13 protein-coding genes and 1 tRNA gene are annotated in these 14300 nt (G+C 64.2%); 2 read left to right on the top strand and 12 right to left on the bottom strand.

The window, feature by feature from the left end; translation table 11 throughout:
- Window positions 1-129 precede the first annotated feature (129 nt).
- A complete protein-coding gene (locus tag PQV96_RS15115; protein WP_273623409.1) occupies window positions 130-1482 on the bottom strand; it encodes a tetratricopeptide repeat protein in 1353 nt (450 codons plus the stop codon).
- Between the two features lie 26 nt (window positions 1483-1508).
- Entirely contained in the window at window positions 1509-2117 is a 609-nt protein-coding gene (locus PQV96_RS15110) for a hypothetical protein (protein ID WP_066696340.1), read from the bottom strand.
- A gap of 301 nt (window positions 2118-2418) precedes the next feature.
- Here PQV96_RS15110 and PQV96_RS15105 point away from each other — a divergent pair, with 301 nt between their 5' ends.
- On the top strand, window positions 2419-3846 hold the full coding sequence (locus PQV96_RS15105) for a YdgA family protein (protein WP_273623405.1): 1428 nt from the start codon (window positions 2419-2421) through the stop codon (window positions 3844-3846).
- A 113-nt stretch (window positions 3847-3959) separates the two neighbouring features.
- On the opposite strand, the gene PQV96_RS15100 is transcribed toward PQV96_RS15105, so the two are convergent.
- The 6 genes from PQV96_RS15100 to PQV96_RS15075 all read right to left on the bottom strand — a co-directional run bounded on the left by PQV96_RS15100 (window position 3960) and on the right by PQV96_RS15075 (window position 11141).
- Window positions 3960-5363 (bottom strand): amidase, encoded by a 1404-nt coding sequence (locus PQV96_RS15100; protein ID WP_273623404.1) that lies wholly within the window; start codon window positions 5361-5363, stop codon window positions 3960-3962.
- 260 nt (window positions 5364-5623) lie between these two features.
- On the bottom strand, window positions 5624-7114 hold the full coding sequence (locus tag PQV96_RS15095) for an ABC transporter substrate-binding protein (RefSeq protein WP_273623403.1): 1491 nt from the start codon (window positions 7112-7114) through the stop codon (window positions 5624-5626).
- 176 nt (window positions 7115-7290) lie between these two features.
- A complete protein-coding gene (locus tag PQV96_RS15090; protein ID WP_273623401.1) occupies window positions 7291-8175 on the bottom strand; it encodes an ATP-binding cassette domain-containing protein in 885 nt (294 codons plus the stop codon).
- The gene (locus PQV96_RS15085) at window positions 8172-9215 is read right to left on the bottom strand and encodes an ABC transporter ATP-binding protein (protein WP_273623399.1); all 1044 of its coding nucleotides are present in this window, start codon (window positions 9213-9215) and stop codon (window positions 8172-8174) included. The genes PQV96_RS15090 and PQV96_RS15085 overlap by 4 nt, the downstream gene beginning before the upstream one ends.
- Window positions 9216-9242: 27 nt before the next feature.
- The gene (locus tag PQV96_RS15080) at window positions 9243-10175 is read right to left on the bottom strand and encodes an ABC transporter permease (protein WP_273623398.1); all 933 of its coding nucleotides are present in this window, start codon (window positions 10173-10175) and stop codon (window positions 9243-9245) included.
- Between the two features lie 3 nt (window positions 10176-10178).
- A complete protein-coding gene (locus PQV96_RS15075) occupies window positions 10179-11141 on the bottom strand; it encodes an ABC transporter permease (RefSeq protein WP_066788129.1) in 963 nt (320 codons plus the stop codon).
- A 174-nt stretch (window positions 11142-11315) separates the two neighbouring features.
- On the opposite strand from PQV96_RS15075, the gene PQV96_RS15070 reads away from it, so the two are divergent.
- Window positions 11316-11570 carry a YfhL family 4Fe-4S dicluster ferredoxin gene (locus PQV96_RS15070; RefSeq protein WP_044399600.1) on the top strand — a complete coding sequence of 85 codons (255 nt, stop codon included), beginning with the start codon at window positions 11316-11318 and terminating at the stop codon, window positions 11568-11570.
- A 91-nt stretch (window positions 11571-11661) separates the two neighbouring features.
- Here the strand turns inward: PQV96_RS15070 and pth are convergent, their stop codons facing one another.
- The 4 genes from pth to PQV96_RS15050 all read right to left on the bottom strand — a co-directional run bounded on the left by pth (window position 11662) and on the right by PQV96_RS15050 (window position 14288).
- Window positions 11662-12273, bottom strand: coding sequence for an aminoacyl-tRNA hydrolase (pth, locus tag PQV96_RS15065; RefSeq protein ID WP_273623396.1), 612 nt, complete (start codon window positions 12271-12273; stop codon window positions 11662-11664).
- Window positions 12274-12386: 113 nt separating this feature from the next.
- Window positions 12387-13019, bottom strand: a complete 633-nt coding sequence (locus PQV96_RS15060; RefSeq protein WP_273623395.1) for a 50S ribosomal protein L25/general stress protein Ctc — start codon at window positions 13017-13019, stop codon at window positions 12387-12389.
- 174 nt (window positions 13020-13193) lie between these two features.
- Entirely contained in the window at window positions 13194-14165 is a 972-nt protein-coding gene (locus PQV96_RS15055; protein WP_044399591.1) for a ribose-phosphate pyrophosphokinase, read from the bottom strand.
- A 46-nt stretch (window positions 14166-14211) separates the two neighbouring features.
- A tRNA-Gln gene (locus PQV96_RS15050) sits at window positions 14212-14288 on the bottom strand.
- Between the last annotated feature and the right edge of the window lie 12 nt (window positions 14289-14300).

The following is a 14300-nucleotide window of genomic DNA, read 5'->3' as shown; positions in this document are numbered from 1 at the left end:
CCAGCGTCGCGCTCGGGCCCGGCACCACCATGGCTGGTGAGTCGGGGTTGGGTCAGTGAACGCCTGAGGTGATTTTGCTATTGAATCAATAGCTGGTGGCGCTTATCCCGTAAGCGCCAGGTGCCAAAATCATTCAAAGTCTTGGTGCGCTGGATCAGGCAAGCCCAGCGCCTGGTTCACCCGCCGCGCCTGCCTTGCCAGGCGTGCGGATTGTGGTTGCGCGTTGCACAGCGGCTGCAGCAGGTTCTGCACCGCCGCCCACTGGCCGTTGCGCTGCAGCGCATCCAGCCAGATCTGGTGGAACAGGTCGCGCTGCGCATGGCTGCCGCCAATCTCTACCAGCCGGGGCAGGGCGGTGCCCAGTTGCTCCACCGCTGTCGCACAGTCGCCCTGCGCATGGGCCATCAGGCCGTGGGCGGTCGGTACGCACACCTGCCGCCACACGGTGCATTCGTGCGCCTCGGTGCGGGTGGCGGCGTGCGTGGTGATGTTGTGAAGCAGCGCGCGTGCTGCCTCTGTGCGCCCGGCGCGGGCCAGGCCGTAGAGGTATTGCAGGTCTAAAAAGGGCAGCACATGGTCTGCCAGGCGCAGGGCCAGGTGGTCGGCCACGTCGGCCCAGCGTGGACCCACATCCGCGCCCGCCAGCTCCAGCCGGGCCAGGAGCGAGATGGCATTGATCTGGTCTTGCGTGTATTCCTTGACCACGCCCCAGACCTGCTGGTCGTACAGCGCCAGCACCTCGGCGTGGCGGTCCTGCTCCAGCAAAAACAGCGCCTGGTGCCACCAGTTGTGCGTGACCATGAAGGAGTTCAGGCCCGTCCAGGTGTCGCTCACGCTGGCCATGAAGTCGATGCCTTCCGCAATGCGGCCCTGGGTCAGCATGACGTGGGCCAGTGCGTGGTGGGCCCACGGCTCTTTGCGGCACCGGTGGATGGCGTGGCGGGCGGCGGCTTCTGCTTCTTTGAGCCGGTGGCATTGCTCCCAGCCAAAGGCCAGCATGCCGTGCAGGTAGGGTACATCGGCGGCGGCGTGCTGCGCTTGCAGGGCCAGCCGCAGCATGGCGGGCGAGTCGCCGCGGTTGAAGCAGTGGTATTGCCCGAGCTTGAGCGAGGCCAGGTCGCGCGGGTGCAGGCGGGCCTGTTCTTCGTGCAGGGCGATGGCGCGGGGCAGGTCGCCATCGACCCACGCGGCCACAGCAGCCACCCAGCGCTGCTCGCGTTCGCTGGCCTGGTGCGCGTGGGCCCGGGCTTGTTGGATGAAGGGACGGGCGTTGCGGGGTGCGTCGGCCGATTCGGCAAACATGTGCAGCGCCGCACAATAGGCATGCACCAGCGGGCTGGCATCGGCCTGTGCTTGCAGCACATTCACGGCCCGGGCTTCGCAGGCGATGAAGCCCTCCACAAAGTCGTTGATGGCCGCGAGGCTGCTTTCATCCCGCAGCGTGACGGGGTTGCCCAGGCTGTCGGTGAGGGGTGCGGTCATGTTGCAACCGGTGGGGCTTTGGCGCCTTAGTGGCCCTGGATGAGCGCCAAGTAGGCCTTGCGCGTGGGCTCGGACACCGAGTTGACCAGTTGTTCGTGCGGCGTCTGGTGGCGGGCCATCATGCGGGCCGAGGCGATGGTCTTGGACTTGCAGTACCAGTGGCAGGTGTGCTGCATCAGGAACAGTTCGGCCGTCATCATGTAGGCCCGGTCTTTGGCGCTGAGGTGGCCGGTGTTCTGCATCACGTGGGTGATGCCTTTGGCATGGATGGCCAGCGCCTTGCGCATGTCAAACGTGGCGGCAGGAAACAGCTTGTCGGCAAAGGGCAGGGCGATGGGCAGGCGGCTCACGCGTGCATCTTCGTCGCTTACTTTGGCAAAGTCGGCGGCAAAGCGGTTGAATTGCTCGCTGAGCTGCTGCTCGGTGGTGCTCAGCAGGGCCCATACCTGCTCGCGCCGCTCCGGGGTGTTTTCGCCCAGCGCGCGCAGGTAGCCCTCGGTCAGCGCCTCCATGAGCTTTTCGATTTGGTATTGGCTCAGGTGCATCCCCAGAATGGCGATGCGCTTGCGTTGCTCTTTGGCATTGAGCATGTAGGTGCCAGAGGCGATGAGGATCGCCATGAGAAGAAGGTCCATGGGGTGGCTGGATGGGTGCGTGAAAGGGGGAGACGAGTCGCCCGGTTATGCCGGGCTGCTGGCCCAAAGATAGCGGATATTGCCACCGAGTCAACGCAAGCCGTTTCAAAGAAGCCCCAGCGCGTTAAGTGGGGCTCTGCCCATGGGGCTGCGCTGCGCGGCCGGATTTTGGCAGCGGAATGCCTACAAATGCACATCTGCTTGCACAAGTTTGCAGGGGCAGAGGTGTGGGAATGGGAGGCGCTGGTATTCTCCCGCGCACCATCCGAGGGGGGTGGGGTTAACTACATCAAGCAATCCAATGAATAAGAAAACAGCTTTGGGCGCCGCTGTGGCGCTGGCAGTGGTGGCCTATGGGGGAGCCACCTGGTACCTGGGACAACGGGCACAGGCCAGTTACCAGGAAGCCCTGGAGGAAGTGCGCAAGGTGCTGGGCGCCGAGACCGTGGTGTCTCAGGACTATCAAAAGGGATTTTTCACATCGCAGGCCAAGGTGGTTTTGCAGTGGACGCCGCCTGCCTCGGCCGATGCCGGCGAGCCCGCACCCCAGCCTTTGCGCGTGGTGGTGAACAGCGCGGTGCGCCACGGCCCCCTGGCGGGTGGCACGTTGGCGGCCGCCGTGGTGGAGTCGCGCTTTGCGCTGGAAGGCCTGGACGCCAAGGCGGGCACCCTGCTGGCCAAGGCGCAGGCCCCCACGCTGACCACCGTGCACGGCCTCACGGGCAGCCACCACATGAAGCTGATCGTGCCTGCGGGCGAACTGGGTGACGAAGAAGTGACGATGCGCTGGCAGGAGATGAAGACCGAGTTCTCCGTCAGCGGTGACCGCACGCAGGTCAAAGGCAACTTTCAGTGGCCTGAGCTGGCCTTCTCGGGCGTGAAGAAGGCGTCGGACGAGGAAGATGCACAGGGCGAAGCGCCCAGCCGCTTCGCCATGTCGTTCAAGGGCATGAACGGCGATTTCGAGAGCCAGATCATCGACGACCTGTGGATGATGGCGCCCGGCAAGGGGACTATCCGTTTTGCGCAGATTGATGCCAGCAACACCCCTCAGGGCGGCACGGCCAGCACCCTGCTGGCCCTCAAGGATTTGCTGGGCACCACCACCATCGAGCGCAGCGGCAAGTTGTTGAGCATGGCCTCCTCGCTCAAGGGCAAGGGCCTGGTGGGGCCGGTGGATTTTGAGTCGATCGGCTTTGAAGAAAAGTTCCAGCGCATTGATGCCGACGTGGTCAAGACCCTGCAGGTGGCGATGGTGGAGAGCTACCGCAAAGACGGCCTCAAGGCCATGGCGAGCGAAGAAGACAGCGGCAAGTTGTTCGGCCTGCTGGCGGACAACGCCCAGCGCCTGGCGGCTGCGCTGCCCGCGTATTCCATGAAGTTTGTGGCCACGCTGGGCGGGCAGCAGGGCGAGGTGTCCTACGGCGGCGAAATCACCCGTGCTCCTTCCGCAGAAGAAGTGACCCAGGCCGGCTGGGGACCGGTGCTGCTCAAGAACGCGACCTTCCATGCCGACGTGCGCCTGCCCAAGGCCTGGCTGCCCCAGTTGGCCAAGGCCGCAGGCCAGGAGGAGTTCAAGAGCGAAGACGTGGACGGCATGATCGGCATGGCCCAGGCGGCAGGCTATGTGCGCCAGGAGGGCGACAACCTGACCAGCTCACTGAAGATGGAAGGCGGCCAGGCCAAGCTCAACGGCCGGGTGATGGACTTGCCCAACTTCATGCGTTGATCTGATGCGATGAACCTGCGCGAGGGGCGCTGAATACGCCCCTTGCCCCACAAAAAAGCCCCGGTGGTCATGCAGGCCACCGGGGCTTTTTGCTGCCTTGCGCAAAGAGGTTTTCAGCCCTGGGGCGGCTGCGGCCAGGGGCGTTGCGGGCCGCGGATCTGCTCGAAGGCGTGCGCCACCTGCAGCACGCCCAGGTCGTCAAAGCGCGCGCCGGCAATCTGCAGCCCGATGGGCAGGCCGCTGGCGGTGTAGCCGCAGTTGACCGAAGCGGCAGGTTGCTCAGACATGTTGAACGGGACCGTGAAGCCAATGTGCTCCAGCGGGCGCAGCGGGTCGTTGGTGGGGGAGGGCAGCTCGGCCGCGAATGCGGGCATGGGGGCCACGGGCGAGAGCACGTAATCAAACCCGCTGCACGCTTTGACGGTGGCCACGCGCGTGGTGTGGAACTGCTGGCTGGCCTGGAAGACCTGGGGGCCGGTCATGCCCGCAGCACTCTCGGCCCAGGCGCGGATGTAGGGCAGCACCTTGGCGCGCTGCGCTTCGGGCAAGGCCTGCAGGTCGGTGTACGAGCGCATGCGCCAGAAATGGTCCATGCCGTCGAGCATGGCCTGGGTCATGAAGGGCTGCATCAACGTCACGCGTGCCCCTGCCTGCTCGAACAAGCGGGCGGCGTGTTCTACCGCTGCGCGCACTTCGGCTTCGACCGGCAGGCCGCAGCCGGCGTCCAACAGCAGGCCCAGGTGCAGGCCCCGCAGGCGTTGCACGCCCTGGTCGCATTCGCCCCAGGCAATGGGCTGGTAGGGCAGGCTCATGCTGTCGCGCGCGTCGGGCTGGCTCAGCACCTGCATCATCAGCGCGGCGTCTTGCACGGTGCGGGTCATGGGGCCTGCCGCACGGCCGGTGTAGGGTGGGTCGATAGGAATGCGGCCCAGGCTGGGCTTCAGGCTGAAGATGCCGCACCAGCTGGCGGGCAGGCGGAGTGATCCGCCAATGTCGGTGCCAATGTGCAGCGGGCCGTAGCCCGCAGCGGCGGCGGCGCCACCGCCAGCGCTGGAGCCACCGGGGCCTTTGCTCACATCCCACGGGTTGCGCGACAGGGGGTGAAAGCTCGACAAACCCGAAGACAGCATGCCGTAGTCGGGCATGGTGGTCTTGGCCACCATCACTGCACCGGCCTCGCGCAGGCGGGCGGCGGGGGGCGCATCGGCCAGCGCAGGCACCAGCGGCACGGCGGCGGTGCCCAGCGGCGTGGGGTCGCCCTGGGTGGCGATGTTTTCTTTGATGGTGACGGGCACGCCGTCCAGCAGGCCTTGGGGTTCGCCACGCTGCCACCGGGCTTCGCTCTGGCGGGCCTGCGCCAGAGCGTGCTCAGGCCGCAGCAGGTAGGTGGCGCGGATGTGGGGCTCCCAGCGCTCCATGTGCGCCAGCACGGCCTGCGTGACCTCCACGGGGGACAGCGTGCGCTGGCGGTAGGCGGCCAGCAGGTCTGGGGCGGGCAGGTCGTGCAGTGCGGTCATGGCGGGGTCTTACAAGTAAAAATGGCTGTTAGCGCTTATCCAGAAAGCGCTAGTAGCTATCTATTTGGGAGCTAATGGCTCCGTGCATTTCAGGTATCCAACGCGCTGGCACTGCTCGTAGCCTTGGATACTGGCGCGGCCCAGTCGCAGGCAGCCGAGCAAGGGCCGCCCCGCAGCGATGGCTGCGTCCCCCTGCCCGCATGGCGCAGCCATGCGAGAGCGGGGGGAAGGCGCGAAGCGACTCAGGGGGGTGCCCGATCTCAACTCCAGGAGAGGGCCGAGAGGTCGTTCACGAACACGGGCATGTCCTTCCACAAGCCCTTGAGGTTCTTGTTCGCCACGGTGATCCATTGCGGCTGGTACAAGAAGGCGTGCACGGCGTCGTCGGCCAACAGTTTCTGCGCATCGCCCAGCAGGCGGGCGCGGTCTTGCGGGCGCGCTGCGTTCTTGATCTGGTTGAACAGGTCGTTGAACTTGGCCGACTGGTAGCCCCAGTAATAGTCGGGCTTGGCAAAGTTGGCCAGGTCAAACGGCTCGACGTGCGAGATGAGCGTGAGGTCGTAGTTCTTGTTGCCATACGTGCCGCTGAGCCACTGCGCCCATTCCACGTTCTGCGTCTTGGCCACGATGCCCACCTTGGCCAGTTGCGCCACGATGACTTCGCCACCCTGGCGCGCGTACGGTGTGGGCGGCAGGGTCAGCGTCAGCTCCAGCGGGGTTTTGATGCCTGCTTCGGCCAGCAGCTTCTTGGACTTTTCAATGTCGAACGGATTGACGCTGGTGGTGTCCACATAGCCAAACGCACCTGGCACGTAGTGGCTGCCGATGGGGGCGCCGTAGCCGTCGCCCGCTCCCTCGATCACGGCCTTGCGGTCAATGGCGGCGGCAATGGCGCGGCGCACGCGCACGTCGTCTAGTGGCTTGCGAGCGTTGTTGATGGCCAGGATGGTCTTGGCGCGCGAGCCGCTGACCAGCACCTGAAAGCGCGGGTTGGTCTTGAACTGCGGCACGCTGCGGGGCGTGACGCGGGGGAACAGGTCCACATCTCCCGCCAGCAGGGCGGCGACTTGCGCAGCCGGGTCGGAGATGAAGCGGAAGGTGGCGCGGCGCAGCTTGATGGCGCTTGCTGCCCGGAAACCATCCCAGGCTGTCAGCACCACCGAGGAGCCTTTGTTCCACGCGCCCAGCTGGTAAGGGCCGGTGCCCACGGGCTTGGTGGCGTTGGTATCGGCGCTCTTGGGCTCCACGATGATGGCCGTGGCCTGGCCCAGGGCGAACAGCAGGTCGGGGTCGATGTCTTTGTTCAGCACCACCAGGGTGTGTTCGTCCACCACCTGCGTGGTCAGGTTGGCAAAGGTGCGCTTGTCTTTGTTGGTGCTTTTCTCGCCGCCAGCGCGGTCGTAGGAAAACTTGACCGCAGCGGCGTTGAAGGGCTCGCCGTTCTGGAACTTGACGCCCTTGCGCAGCTTGAAGGTGTAGGTCTTGAGGTCGGGCGAGACCTCCCAGCTCTCGGCCAGCAGGGGCGAGACCGAGCCGTCGGGGTTGATCTTGGTGAGCGTTTCAAAAATGTTGTACTGCACGATCTCGGCAATGGACGAGGCCGCACCTGCCGTGGGGTCCAGGCCTGGGGGTTCCAGGGTCATGGCCAGCACCACCGCATCCTTGCGGTTTTGCGCCAGGGCACCGACGGGCGCAGCCAGAGGAATGGCAGCCAGCGCGCCAGTGGCAAGAACGGATCGGCGATTCAGCATGTTCAACGACTCCTGACAAAGAGCAGACTTGGAATTCAGTCAACACCTGCGCGCATCTGGGCAGAAGGCTGCAGGCAATGTGCGAAAGCGCTTTGTACACCATTGGTTGCGCACAGCGCGCGGTATCGCATGGCGTACTGACTGCTATGCGACTTCAGCGGCCGCCTTGGCAAGCCCTACGGGTTGCCCGATGCCATCGCTGCTGCAGCCATGCGCCGCGCACGGGCCCGCCCTGGCTGCACATGGGGCACCGCAGCCACCAGGGCCTGGGTGTAGGGGTGCTGCGCGTGGTGGAACAGATCGGACGGTGCCCCTCGCTCCACGATTTGCCCTTGGTACAGCACCACGACCTCGTCGCACAGGTGGTTCACCACGGCCAAATCGTGGCTGATGAGCAGGAAGCTCACGCCAAATTTCTGCTGCAGGTCTTGCAGCAGGTTGAGCACCTGGGCCTGGACCGACACGTCCAGCGCGCTCACGGGCTCGTCGGCCACGATGAGCCGGGGCCGGGTGATCAGGGCGCGGGCAATGGCAATGCGCTGGCGCTGGCCGCCGGAGAATTCGTGTGGGTATTTGTCCAGGTCTTGGGGTCGCAGGCCCACCTGGGCGAGCAGTTCAGCGGCTTGCTCACGCTGCTGTGCCCGCGTGGTGTGGCCCTGGGCTTGCAGCGGTTCGCTCACGATCCGCGCCACGGTCTGGCGTGGGTCCAGCGAGCCGTACGGGTCCTGGAACACCATCTGAAAGTCGCGCCGGGCCTCGCGCAGCGCGGCCGCAGGCAACTGGTGCAAATCACGCCCCAGCAGCCGCACGCTGCCGGAGGTGGGCGTGTCCAGCGCCATCACGGTGCGTGCCAGGGTGGATTTGCCCGAGCCCGATTCACCCACCACGCCCAGGCTGCGTCCGCTGTGCAGCGTGAAGCTCACGCCCTTGAGTGCCTGCACTTTGGCGGGCGGGCGCAGCAGGTGCTCGCGCGGCAACGTGTATTCGCGAACCAGGTCGGTCACTTCCAGCAGCGGGGCTGTGGGCGCTTGCGAGGCTGGGGTGTGCGGGAGCGAAGTCATGAACGGGAATGCACGGGCAGTGCGCTCTCTACAACGTGGGCAGGGTTTGCGGCGGGCAACATGGCCTCGGGGCGCAGGCAGCGCACCAGGTGGTCGCCATCGGCGTCCTGGGCGACCAGCGTGGCCTCAGGCCGGGTGTGGTGGCAGGCCTGTGCGGTGAAGGCGCACCGCCCGGCAAACGGGCAGCCAGCGGGCAGGTCCACCAGCTCGGGCACCGTGCCTGCAATGGTCGATAGCCGCACGGGCTGCGCCGTTCGGGGTGCCAGCTGCGGCCGCGCCGCCAGCAGGCCCCGGGTGTAAGGGTGGGCCATGGCGGCAAAGACCGATGCGGTGGGCCCGCTTTCGACCACGCTGCCGCCGTACATCACCAGCATGCGGTCCACGTTTTGAGAGATCACCCCCAGGTCGTGCGAGATGAGGATGAGCGCCATGTTGCGCTCGGCTACCAGGTCGCTGATGAGGTCGAGGATCTGCTGCTGGATGGTCACATCCAGCGCCGTGGTGGGTTCGTCGGCAATCAACAGATCGGGCCCGCAGGCCAGTGCCATGGCAATGGTGATGCGCTGGCGTTGCCCGCCGGAGAACTGGTGGGGGTAGGCATCAAAGCGCTGCGCGGCCTGGGGAATGCCCACGCGGTCCAGCAGTGCAATGGCGCGCTGCCGCGCGGTGGCCTTGTCCAGGCCCAGGTGCAGCCGCAGGGGCTCTGCCACCTGGCGGCCAATGGTGTGCACGGGGTTGAGGGCCGTCATGGGCTCCTGGAACACCATGCCGATGCGGTGGCCGCGCAGCCGGCACATCTCGGTGTCGCTGGTGCCCACCAGTTCCTGCCCGTCAAAGCGAATGCTGCCGGAGACTTCTGCGCTTTCAGGCAGCAAGCCCATGAGCGCCATGGCGGTGAGTGACTTGCCGCAGCCCGATTCGCCAATCAGGCCCAGGGTTTCGCCGCATTCCAGCGCAAAGCTCACGCCGCGCACCGCATCGGCCGGGCCGCGGTGGGTCTGCAGGCGCACGCGCAGGTTGGATACGTCTAACAGGGGCATGGGTTTTTGGTGGTCTTCTGGGCTGGTTCAACGCTTGCGAGCAAGGCGAGGGTCGAGCAGATCGCGCAGGCCGTCCCCCAACAGGTTCAGCCCCAGCACGGCCAGCGCAATCGCCACGCCGGGCCATACCGCCAGCAGGGGGGCCTGGAACATGAGGGTCTGCGCCTCGCTCAGCATGCGGCCCCACGAGGGCTCTGGCGGCTGCGTGCCCAGCCCCAGGTACGACAGCGCTGCTTCGGCCAGGATGGCCAGCGCAAACTGGATGGTGGCCTGCACGATCAGCACCGAGAGGATGTTGGGCAGCACATGCTCCAGCGTGATGCGCCAGGGTCCTTTGCCGCAGGCACGGGCGGCCAGGATGTATTCGCGCGCCCACACGGCGTTGGCCGACGCCCGCGTGACCCGCGCAAACGTCGGGATGTAGAAGATGCCAATGGCGATGATGGAGTTGACGATGCCCGCCCCAAACACCGCAGTGAGCATGATCGCCAGCAGCAGGGCAGGGAAGGCAAAAGTGAAGTCGGCCAGGCGCATGATGGCTTCTTCCACCCAGCCCTTGCGTGCCGCCGCCAGCAGCCCCAGCGCCGTGCCCACGCCCATGCCGATGCCCACGGCGATCACACCCACCAGAATGGAATTGCGCGCACCGACCATGAGGAGCGAGAGGATGTCGCGCCCAAACGCATCGGTGCCCAGCCAGTGGGCGGCCAAAGGGGGCTGCAATTTGGCGGCCAAGTCCACCTCGTAGGGCGACCAGGGCGTCCATACTAAGGAGATGGCGGCCATGCCCAGCATGAGCATCGTGAGCACGGCACCCAGCACAAAGCTGCGGTGGCGCAGGGCCCGATGCCAGCCTTGCTGCCCACGTGGACCCGCACCCGCCGAAGGCACCTGCCCCCCTGCGGAGGCGGTGGAGGCAGAGGCGGGTGCTATCGGAGAGGAGTCTTTCAACAGGCTCATGGCTCAGATATCGCTGGCTTTGACGCGTGGATCGATCACCGCGTACAGCACGTCCACCACAAAATTCACCACGATCACCATGGCGGCCAGCAGCATGACGCAGTTGCGCACCACGATGAGATCGCGATTGGAGATGGACTGGAAGATCAACCGGCCCAGGCCCGGCAGGTAGAACACGTTTTCCACCACGATGGTGCCTGCCAGCAGCGATGCAAACTGCAGCCCCATCACCGTGACCACCGGGATCATGGCATTGCGCAGCACATGCCCCCACAGTGCCGCGCGCTGCGACAGACCTTTGGCACGCGCAGTGCGCACAAAGTCTTCACGCAGCACTTCCAGCACGGCAGAGCGTGTGATGCGCGCCAAGATAGCTGCCTGCACGACCGCCAGGGCAATGGCCGGCAGCAGCAGGGCCTTGAGCGCTTCGAGCGGGCTGCCGCCACTGGCTTGCGTCCAGCCCGGAAAACCACCGGCGGAAAACCATTGCAGCTTCACCGAAAACAGCAGGATCAGCAAAATGGCAAACCAGAAGTTGGGGATGGCAATGCCGATCTGCGCCAGGGCCATCACGCCCACATCCCCCCAGCGGTTGTGGCGCGATGCGGCATACACGCCCGCGAGCAGGGCCAGCACTGCGGTGATGACCATGGCCAGCAGCGCCAGCGGGATGGTGAGCGCTAACCGCTCCAGCACCAGGTCCAGCACCGGGGTGCTGTAGGCGTAGCTCTCACCCATATTGCCCACCAGCAGCCCGCCAATCCAGTCACCGTAGCGCTGCAGTGCCGGTTGGTCCAGGCCCAGTTTGGTGGCCAGGGCCGCCACGGCCTCGGGCGATGCATCGGGGCCCATCAGCATCTGCGCCGCATTGCCCGGAAGAATTTCCAGCACCAGGAACACCACCGCCGAGGCTCCCAGCAAGGTGGCCATGAGGGTCAACAGGCGTTTGAGGAGAAACAGGCCCATAGAGAAGTGAAGTGGTCGTTGGCGGGGGAGGCGCTAGTTCGTGTGCATGCGCAGCATACCGGCAAAGCACCCCTGCTGCGGTCACTGGGTTGCAGGGGCGGTTTGGCTGTGGGCGCGGGTGCGCGGGATAATCGGGGGCATGAAGTCCGTACTGACCCTGCTGGAGACCTGCGCATGGCGTTGATGATCACCGATGAATGCATCAACTGCGATGTCTGCGAGCCCGAGTGCCCCAACGATGCGATTTATCTGGGGCAGGAGATCTATGAGATCGACCCCAGCAAGTGCACCGAATGCGTAGGGCACTTTGACGAGCCGCAGTGCGTGCAGATTTGCCCTGTGGCCTGCATACCGGTGAACCCCCAGCATGTCGAAAGCCGGGAAACCCTTTGGCAGAAGTTTCAGCGACTGCAAGCAGCGAAGTCGTGAATGGCCGGGTGCCAGTAGTTCACAGTGTTTTAGGGCTCTAGCGCTTATACAGAAAGCGCTAGCAGCTATCAAAAAAATAGCAAATCAATCGTCAAGCTGCCGCAGCGGGGCGCGGTGGCTTCGGCCGCGGCGGCTTGGTGGTGTGCACCAGCAAGGTGGCCTTGTCCATTTCACCTGCGAGCATGGCCGTCTGTGCCTTGAGCGAATGGGCAATGCTGTCTTCAATCAGCGTGCGCTGGTCGGGCGCGGGTTTTTTGAGCACCCAGTTGGCAACTTCCGACTTTTCGCCGGGGTGGCCAATGCCAATGCGCAGGCGCCAGTAATCGGGCGAACCCAGTTGGGCGTGGATATCACGCAGCCCGTTGTGCCCCGCATGGCTGCCGCCACGCTTGAGCTTCACCTGCCCTGGGGGCAAGTCCAACTCGTCGTGCACCACCAGAATCTCTTCCGGCTGGATCTTGAAGAAGCGTGCCAGCGAGGCCACCGACTTGCCCGACAGGTTCATGAAGGTCTGCGGCTGGAGCAGCCACACGCTTTGGCCATTCACGCTGGTGCGGCCCGCCAGCCCGTAATAGCTGCGCTCGGGTACCAGGCTCACCTTCAACTCGCGTGCCAGCGCATCAATCCACCAGAACCCGGCGTTGTGGCGCGTGGCCTCGTAATCTGACCCAGGATTGCCCAGGCCCACAAACAGCTTGATCATGCGAACAATTATCGGTGGTGGTGCTCAAAAAAAACGGCCCACCGAGGTGGACCGTTTTGGTGGCCAACCCCGCGAAGAGGTTGGCATAGGAGGATTCAAGCAGAAGCCGAGGCTTACTTCTTGCCCTTGCCCTTGCCCTTGGCATCGGCTGCAGGAGCGGCGTCAGCAGGGGTTTCCACCACAACCACTGGAGCCACCACGGACACCAGCACAGGGTTTTGCTTGTTGCCGCGGATCACAGCGCTCACGCCCTTGGGCAGCTTGATGTCCTTCAGGTGCAGGGAAGTGCCCTTTTCCAGCTTGGACAGGTCCACAGCGATGAACTCTGGCAGGTCGGAAGGCATGCAGGTCACGTCGAGTTCGTTCACGACGGGGTTGACCATGCACTTGTCCACCTTCACGGCTGGGGACTCTTCAGCGCCGCTGAAGTGCAGTGGCACCTTCATGTGCAGCTTGGTCTTTTCGTCCACGCGCTGGAAGTCGATGTGCAGCACCAGTTGCTTGAAGGGGTGGTATTGCACGTCGCGCAGCAGAACCTTGGAGGTCTTGCCGTTCACTTCCATGTCCAGCACGCTGGAGTGGAACGCTTCCTTCTTGAGGGCGTGCCACAGAGCGTTGTGGTCCACTTCGATCAGTTGGGGTTCGGCGGAACCACCGTAGACGATACCAGGCGTGCGGCCCGAAATACGCAGACGGCGGCTCGCACCCGTACCCTGCTTGGCGCGCTCAAAAGCGACGAAGTTCATAGTTAGCTCCTGAAAAGGGTCGACCGCGACCAGTCGTTCCCTGTTTAAAAAAGGCTTGTTGGCGTATGGACGCTGTACAAGCCAGGGGTTGTTCCCGAACAGACAAGCCTCCCGAAGGAGGCTTGGTGCAACACCGATGCTGCGTGCCGCCCGCCATGGGGAAGCACCACAGTGTCAACTGTCGTCTTGCTCGGAGAACAGGCTCATCACCGACTCGCCCTTGGCGATGCGCTGGATTGTTTCTGCAATCAGCGGTGCCACAGACAATTGGCGAATTTTGGTACATCCCTTGGCAGACTCGCTCAGGGGAATGGTGTTGGTCACCACGATTTCATCCAGGGCAGAACCCTTGGAGATGCGTTCGATGGCAGGACCCGAGAAAATGGGGTGCGTGCAGTAGGCGTACACCTTCTTAGCGCCACGCTCCTTGAGCACTTCAGCGGCTTTGACCAGTGTGCCCGCCGTGTCAATCATGTCGTCCATGATGACGCAGTTGCGACCTTCAATCTCACCGATCACATGCATCACTTCGGAGACGTTGGCCTTGGGGCGACGCTTGTCGATGATGGCCAGATCGCAACCCAGTTGCTTGGCCAAAGCGCGTGCGCGTACCACGCCGCCAACGTCAGGCGACACAACGATCAGGTCTTCGTAATTCTTTTGGCGCAGATCGCCCAGCAAGACGGGCGAAGCGTAGATGTTGTCGACCGGAATGTCGAAAAAGCCTTGAATCTGGTCAGCGTGCAGATCCATGGTCAACACACGCGCCACACCCACAGCTTGCAGCATGTTGGCCACCACCTTGGCGGTGATTGGCACACGTGTAGAGCGAGGGCGACGGTCTTGGCGAGCGTAGCCAAAGTAGGGGATCACGGCGCTGATGCGCTCGGCCGATGCACGCTTGAGCGCATCAACCATGATCAGCAGTTCCATGAGATTGTCGTTCGTAGGAGCGCAAGTGGATTGCACTACGAAGACATCGCGAGCACGGACGTTTTGTTTGATTTCGACGGTGACTTCACCGTCAGAGAAGCGACCCACATCGGCTGCGCCCAGTTGGGTGCCTAGGTGTTTGGCGATTTCAGCTGCCATGCCAGGATTGGCATTGCCGGTGAAAACCATGAAGTCGGGTTGGTTGGCTTGCATGAGCGTCCCAGCAGTCTGAAAAAAAAGCCCGTACGCGGAAGAAATTTGGCAGGGGAAGAAGGATTCGAACCTTCGCATGCCGGAATCAAAATCCGGTGCCTTAACCAGCTTGGCGACTCCCCTACACAGGTCAAC

Origin of the sequence: Acidovorax temperans, assembly GCF_028596105.1 — a bacterium.
GTDB classification, from domain to species: domain Bacteria; phylum Pseudomonadota; class Gammaproteobacteria; order Burkholderiales; family Burkholderiaceae_C; genus Acidovorax; species Acidovorax temperans.
Note: the sequence above shows the minus strand (reverse complement) of the source record. Positions and strands in the feature narration are given on the sequence as shown.

Coding starts and splice junctions, on each gene's coding strand:
- PQV96_RS15085 (WP_273623399.1), bottom strand. CDS start 9,215: ATGCCCCTGTTAGACGTATCCAACCTGCGCGTGCGCCTGCAGACCCAC.
- PQV96_RS15080 (WP_273623398.1), bottom strand. CDS start 10,175: ATGAGCCTGTTGAAAGACTCCTCTCCGATAGCACCCGCCTCTGCCTCC.
- PQV96_RS15095 (WP_273623403.1), bottom strand. CDS start 7,114: ATGCTGAATCGCCGATCCGTTCTTGCCACTGGCGCGCTGGCTGCCATT.
- PQV96_RS15060 (WP_273623395.1), bottom strand. CDS start 13,019: ATGAACTTCGTCGCTTTTGAGCGCGCCAAGCAGGGTACGGGTGCGAGC.
- PQV96_RS15055 (WP_044399591.1), bottom strand. CDS start 14,165: ATGCAAGCCAACCAACCCGACTTCATGGTTTTCACCGGCAATGCCAAT.
- PQV96_RS15090 (WP_273623401.1), bottom strand. CDS start 8,175: ATGACTTCGCTCCCGCACACCCCAGCCTCGCAAGCGCCCACAGCCCCG.
- PQV96_RS15110 (WP_066696340.1), bottom strand. CDS start 2,117: ATGGACCTTCTTCTCATGGCGATCCTCATCGCCTCTGGCACCTACATG.
- PQV96_RS15105 (WP_273623405.1), top strand. CDS start 2,419: ATGAATAAGAAAACAGCTTTGGGCGCCGCTGTGGCGCTGGCAGTGGTG.
- pth (WP_273623396.1), bottom strand. CDS start 12,273: ATGATCAAGCTGTTTGTGGGCCTGGGCAATCCTGGGTCAGATTACGAG.
- PQV96_RS15070 (WP_044399600.1), top strand. CDS start 11,316: ATGGCGTTGATGATCACCGATGAATGCATCAACTGCGATGTCTGCGAG.
- PQV96_RS15115 (WP_273623409.1), bottom strand. CDS start 1,482: ATGACCGCACCCCTCACCGACAGCCTGGGCAACCCCGTCACGCTGCGG.
- PQV96_RS15075 (WP_066788129.1), bottom strand. CDS start 11,141: ATGGGCCTGTTTCTCCTCAAACGCCTGTTGACCCTCATGGCCACCTTG.
- PQV96_RS15100 (WP_273623404.1), bottom strand. CDS start 5,363: ATGACCGCACTGCACGACCTGCCCGCCCCAGACCTGCTGGCCGCCTAC.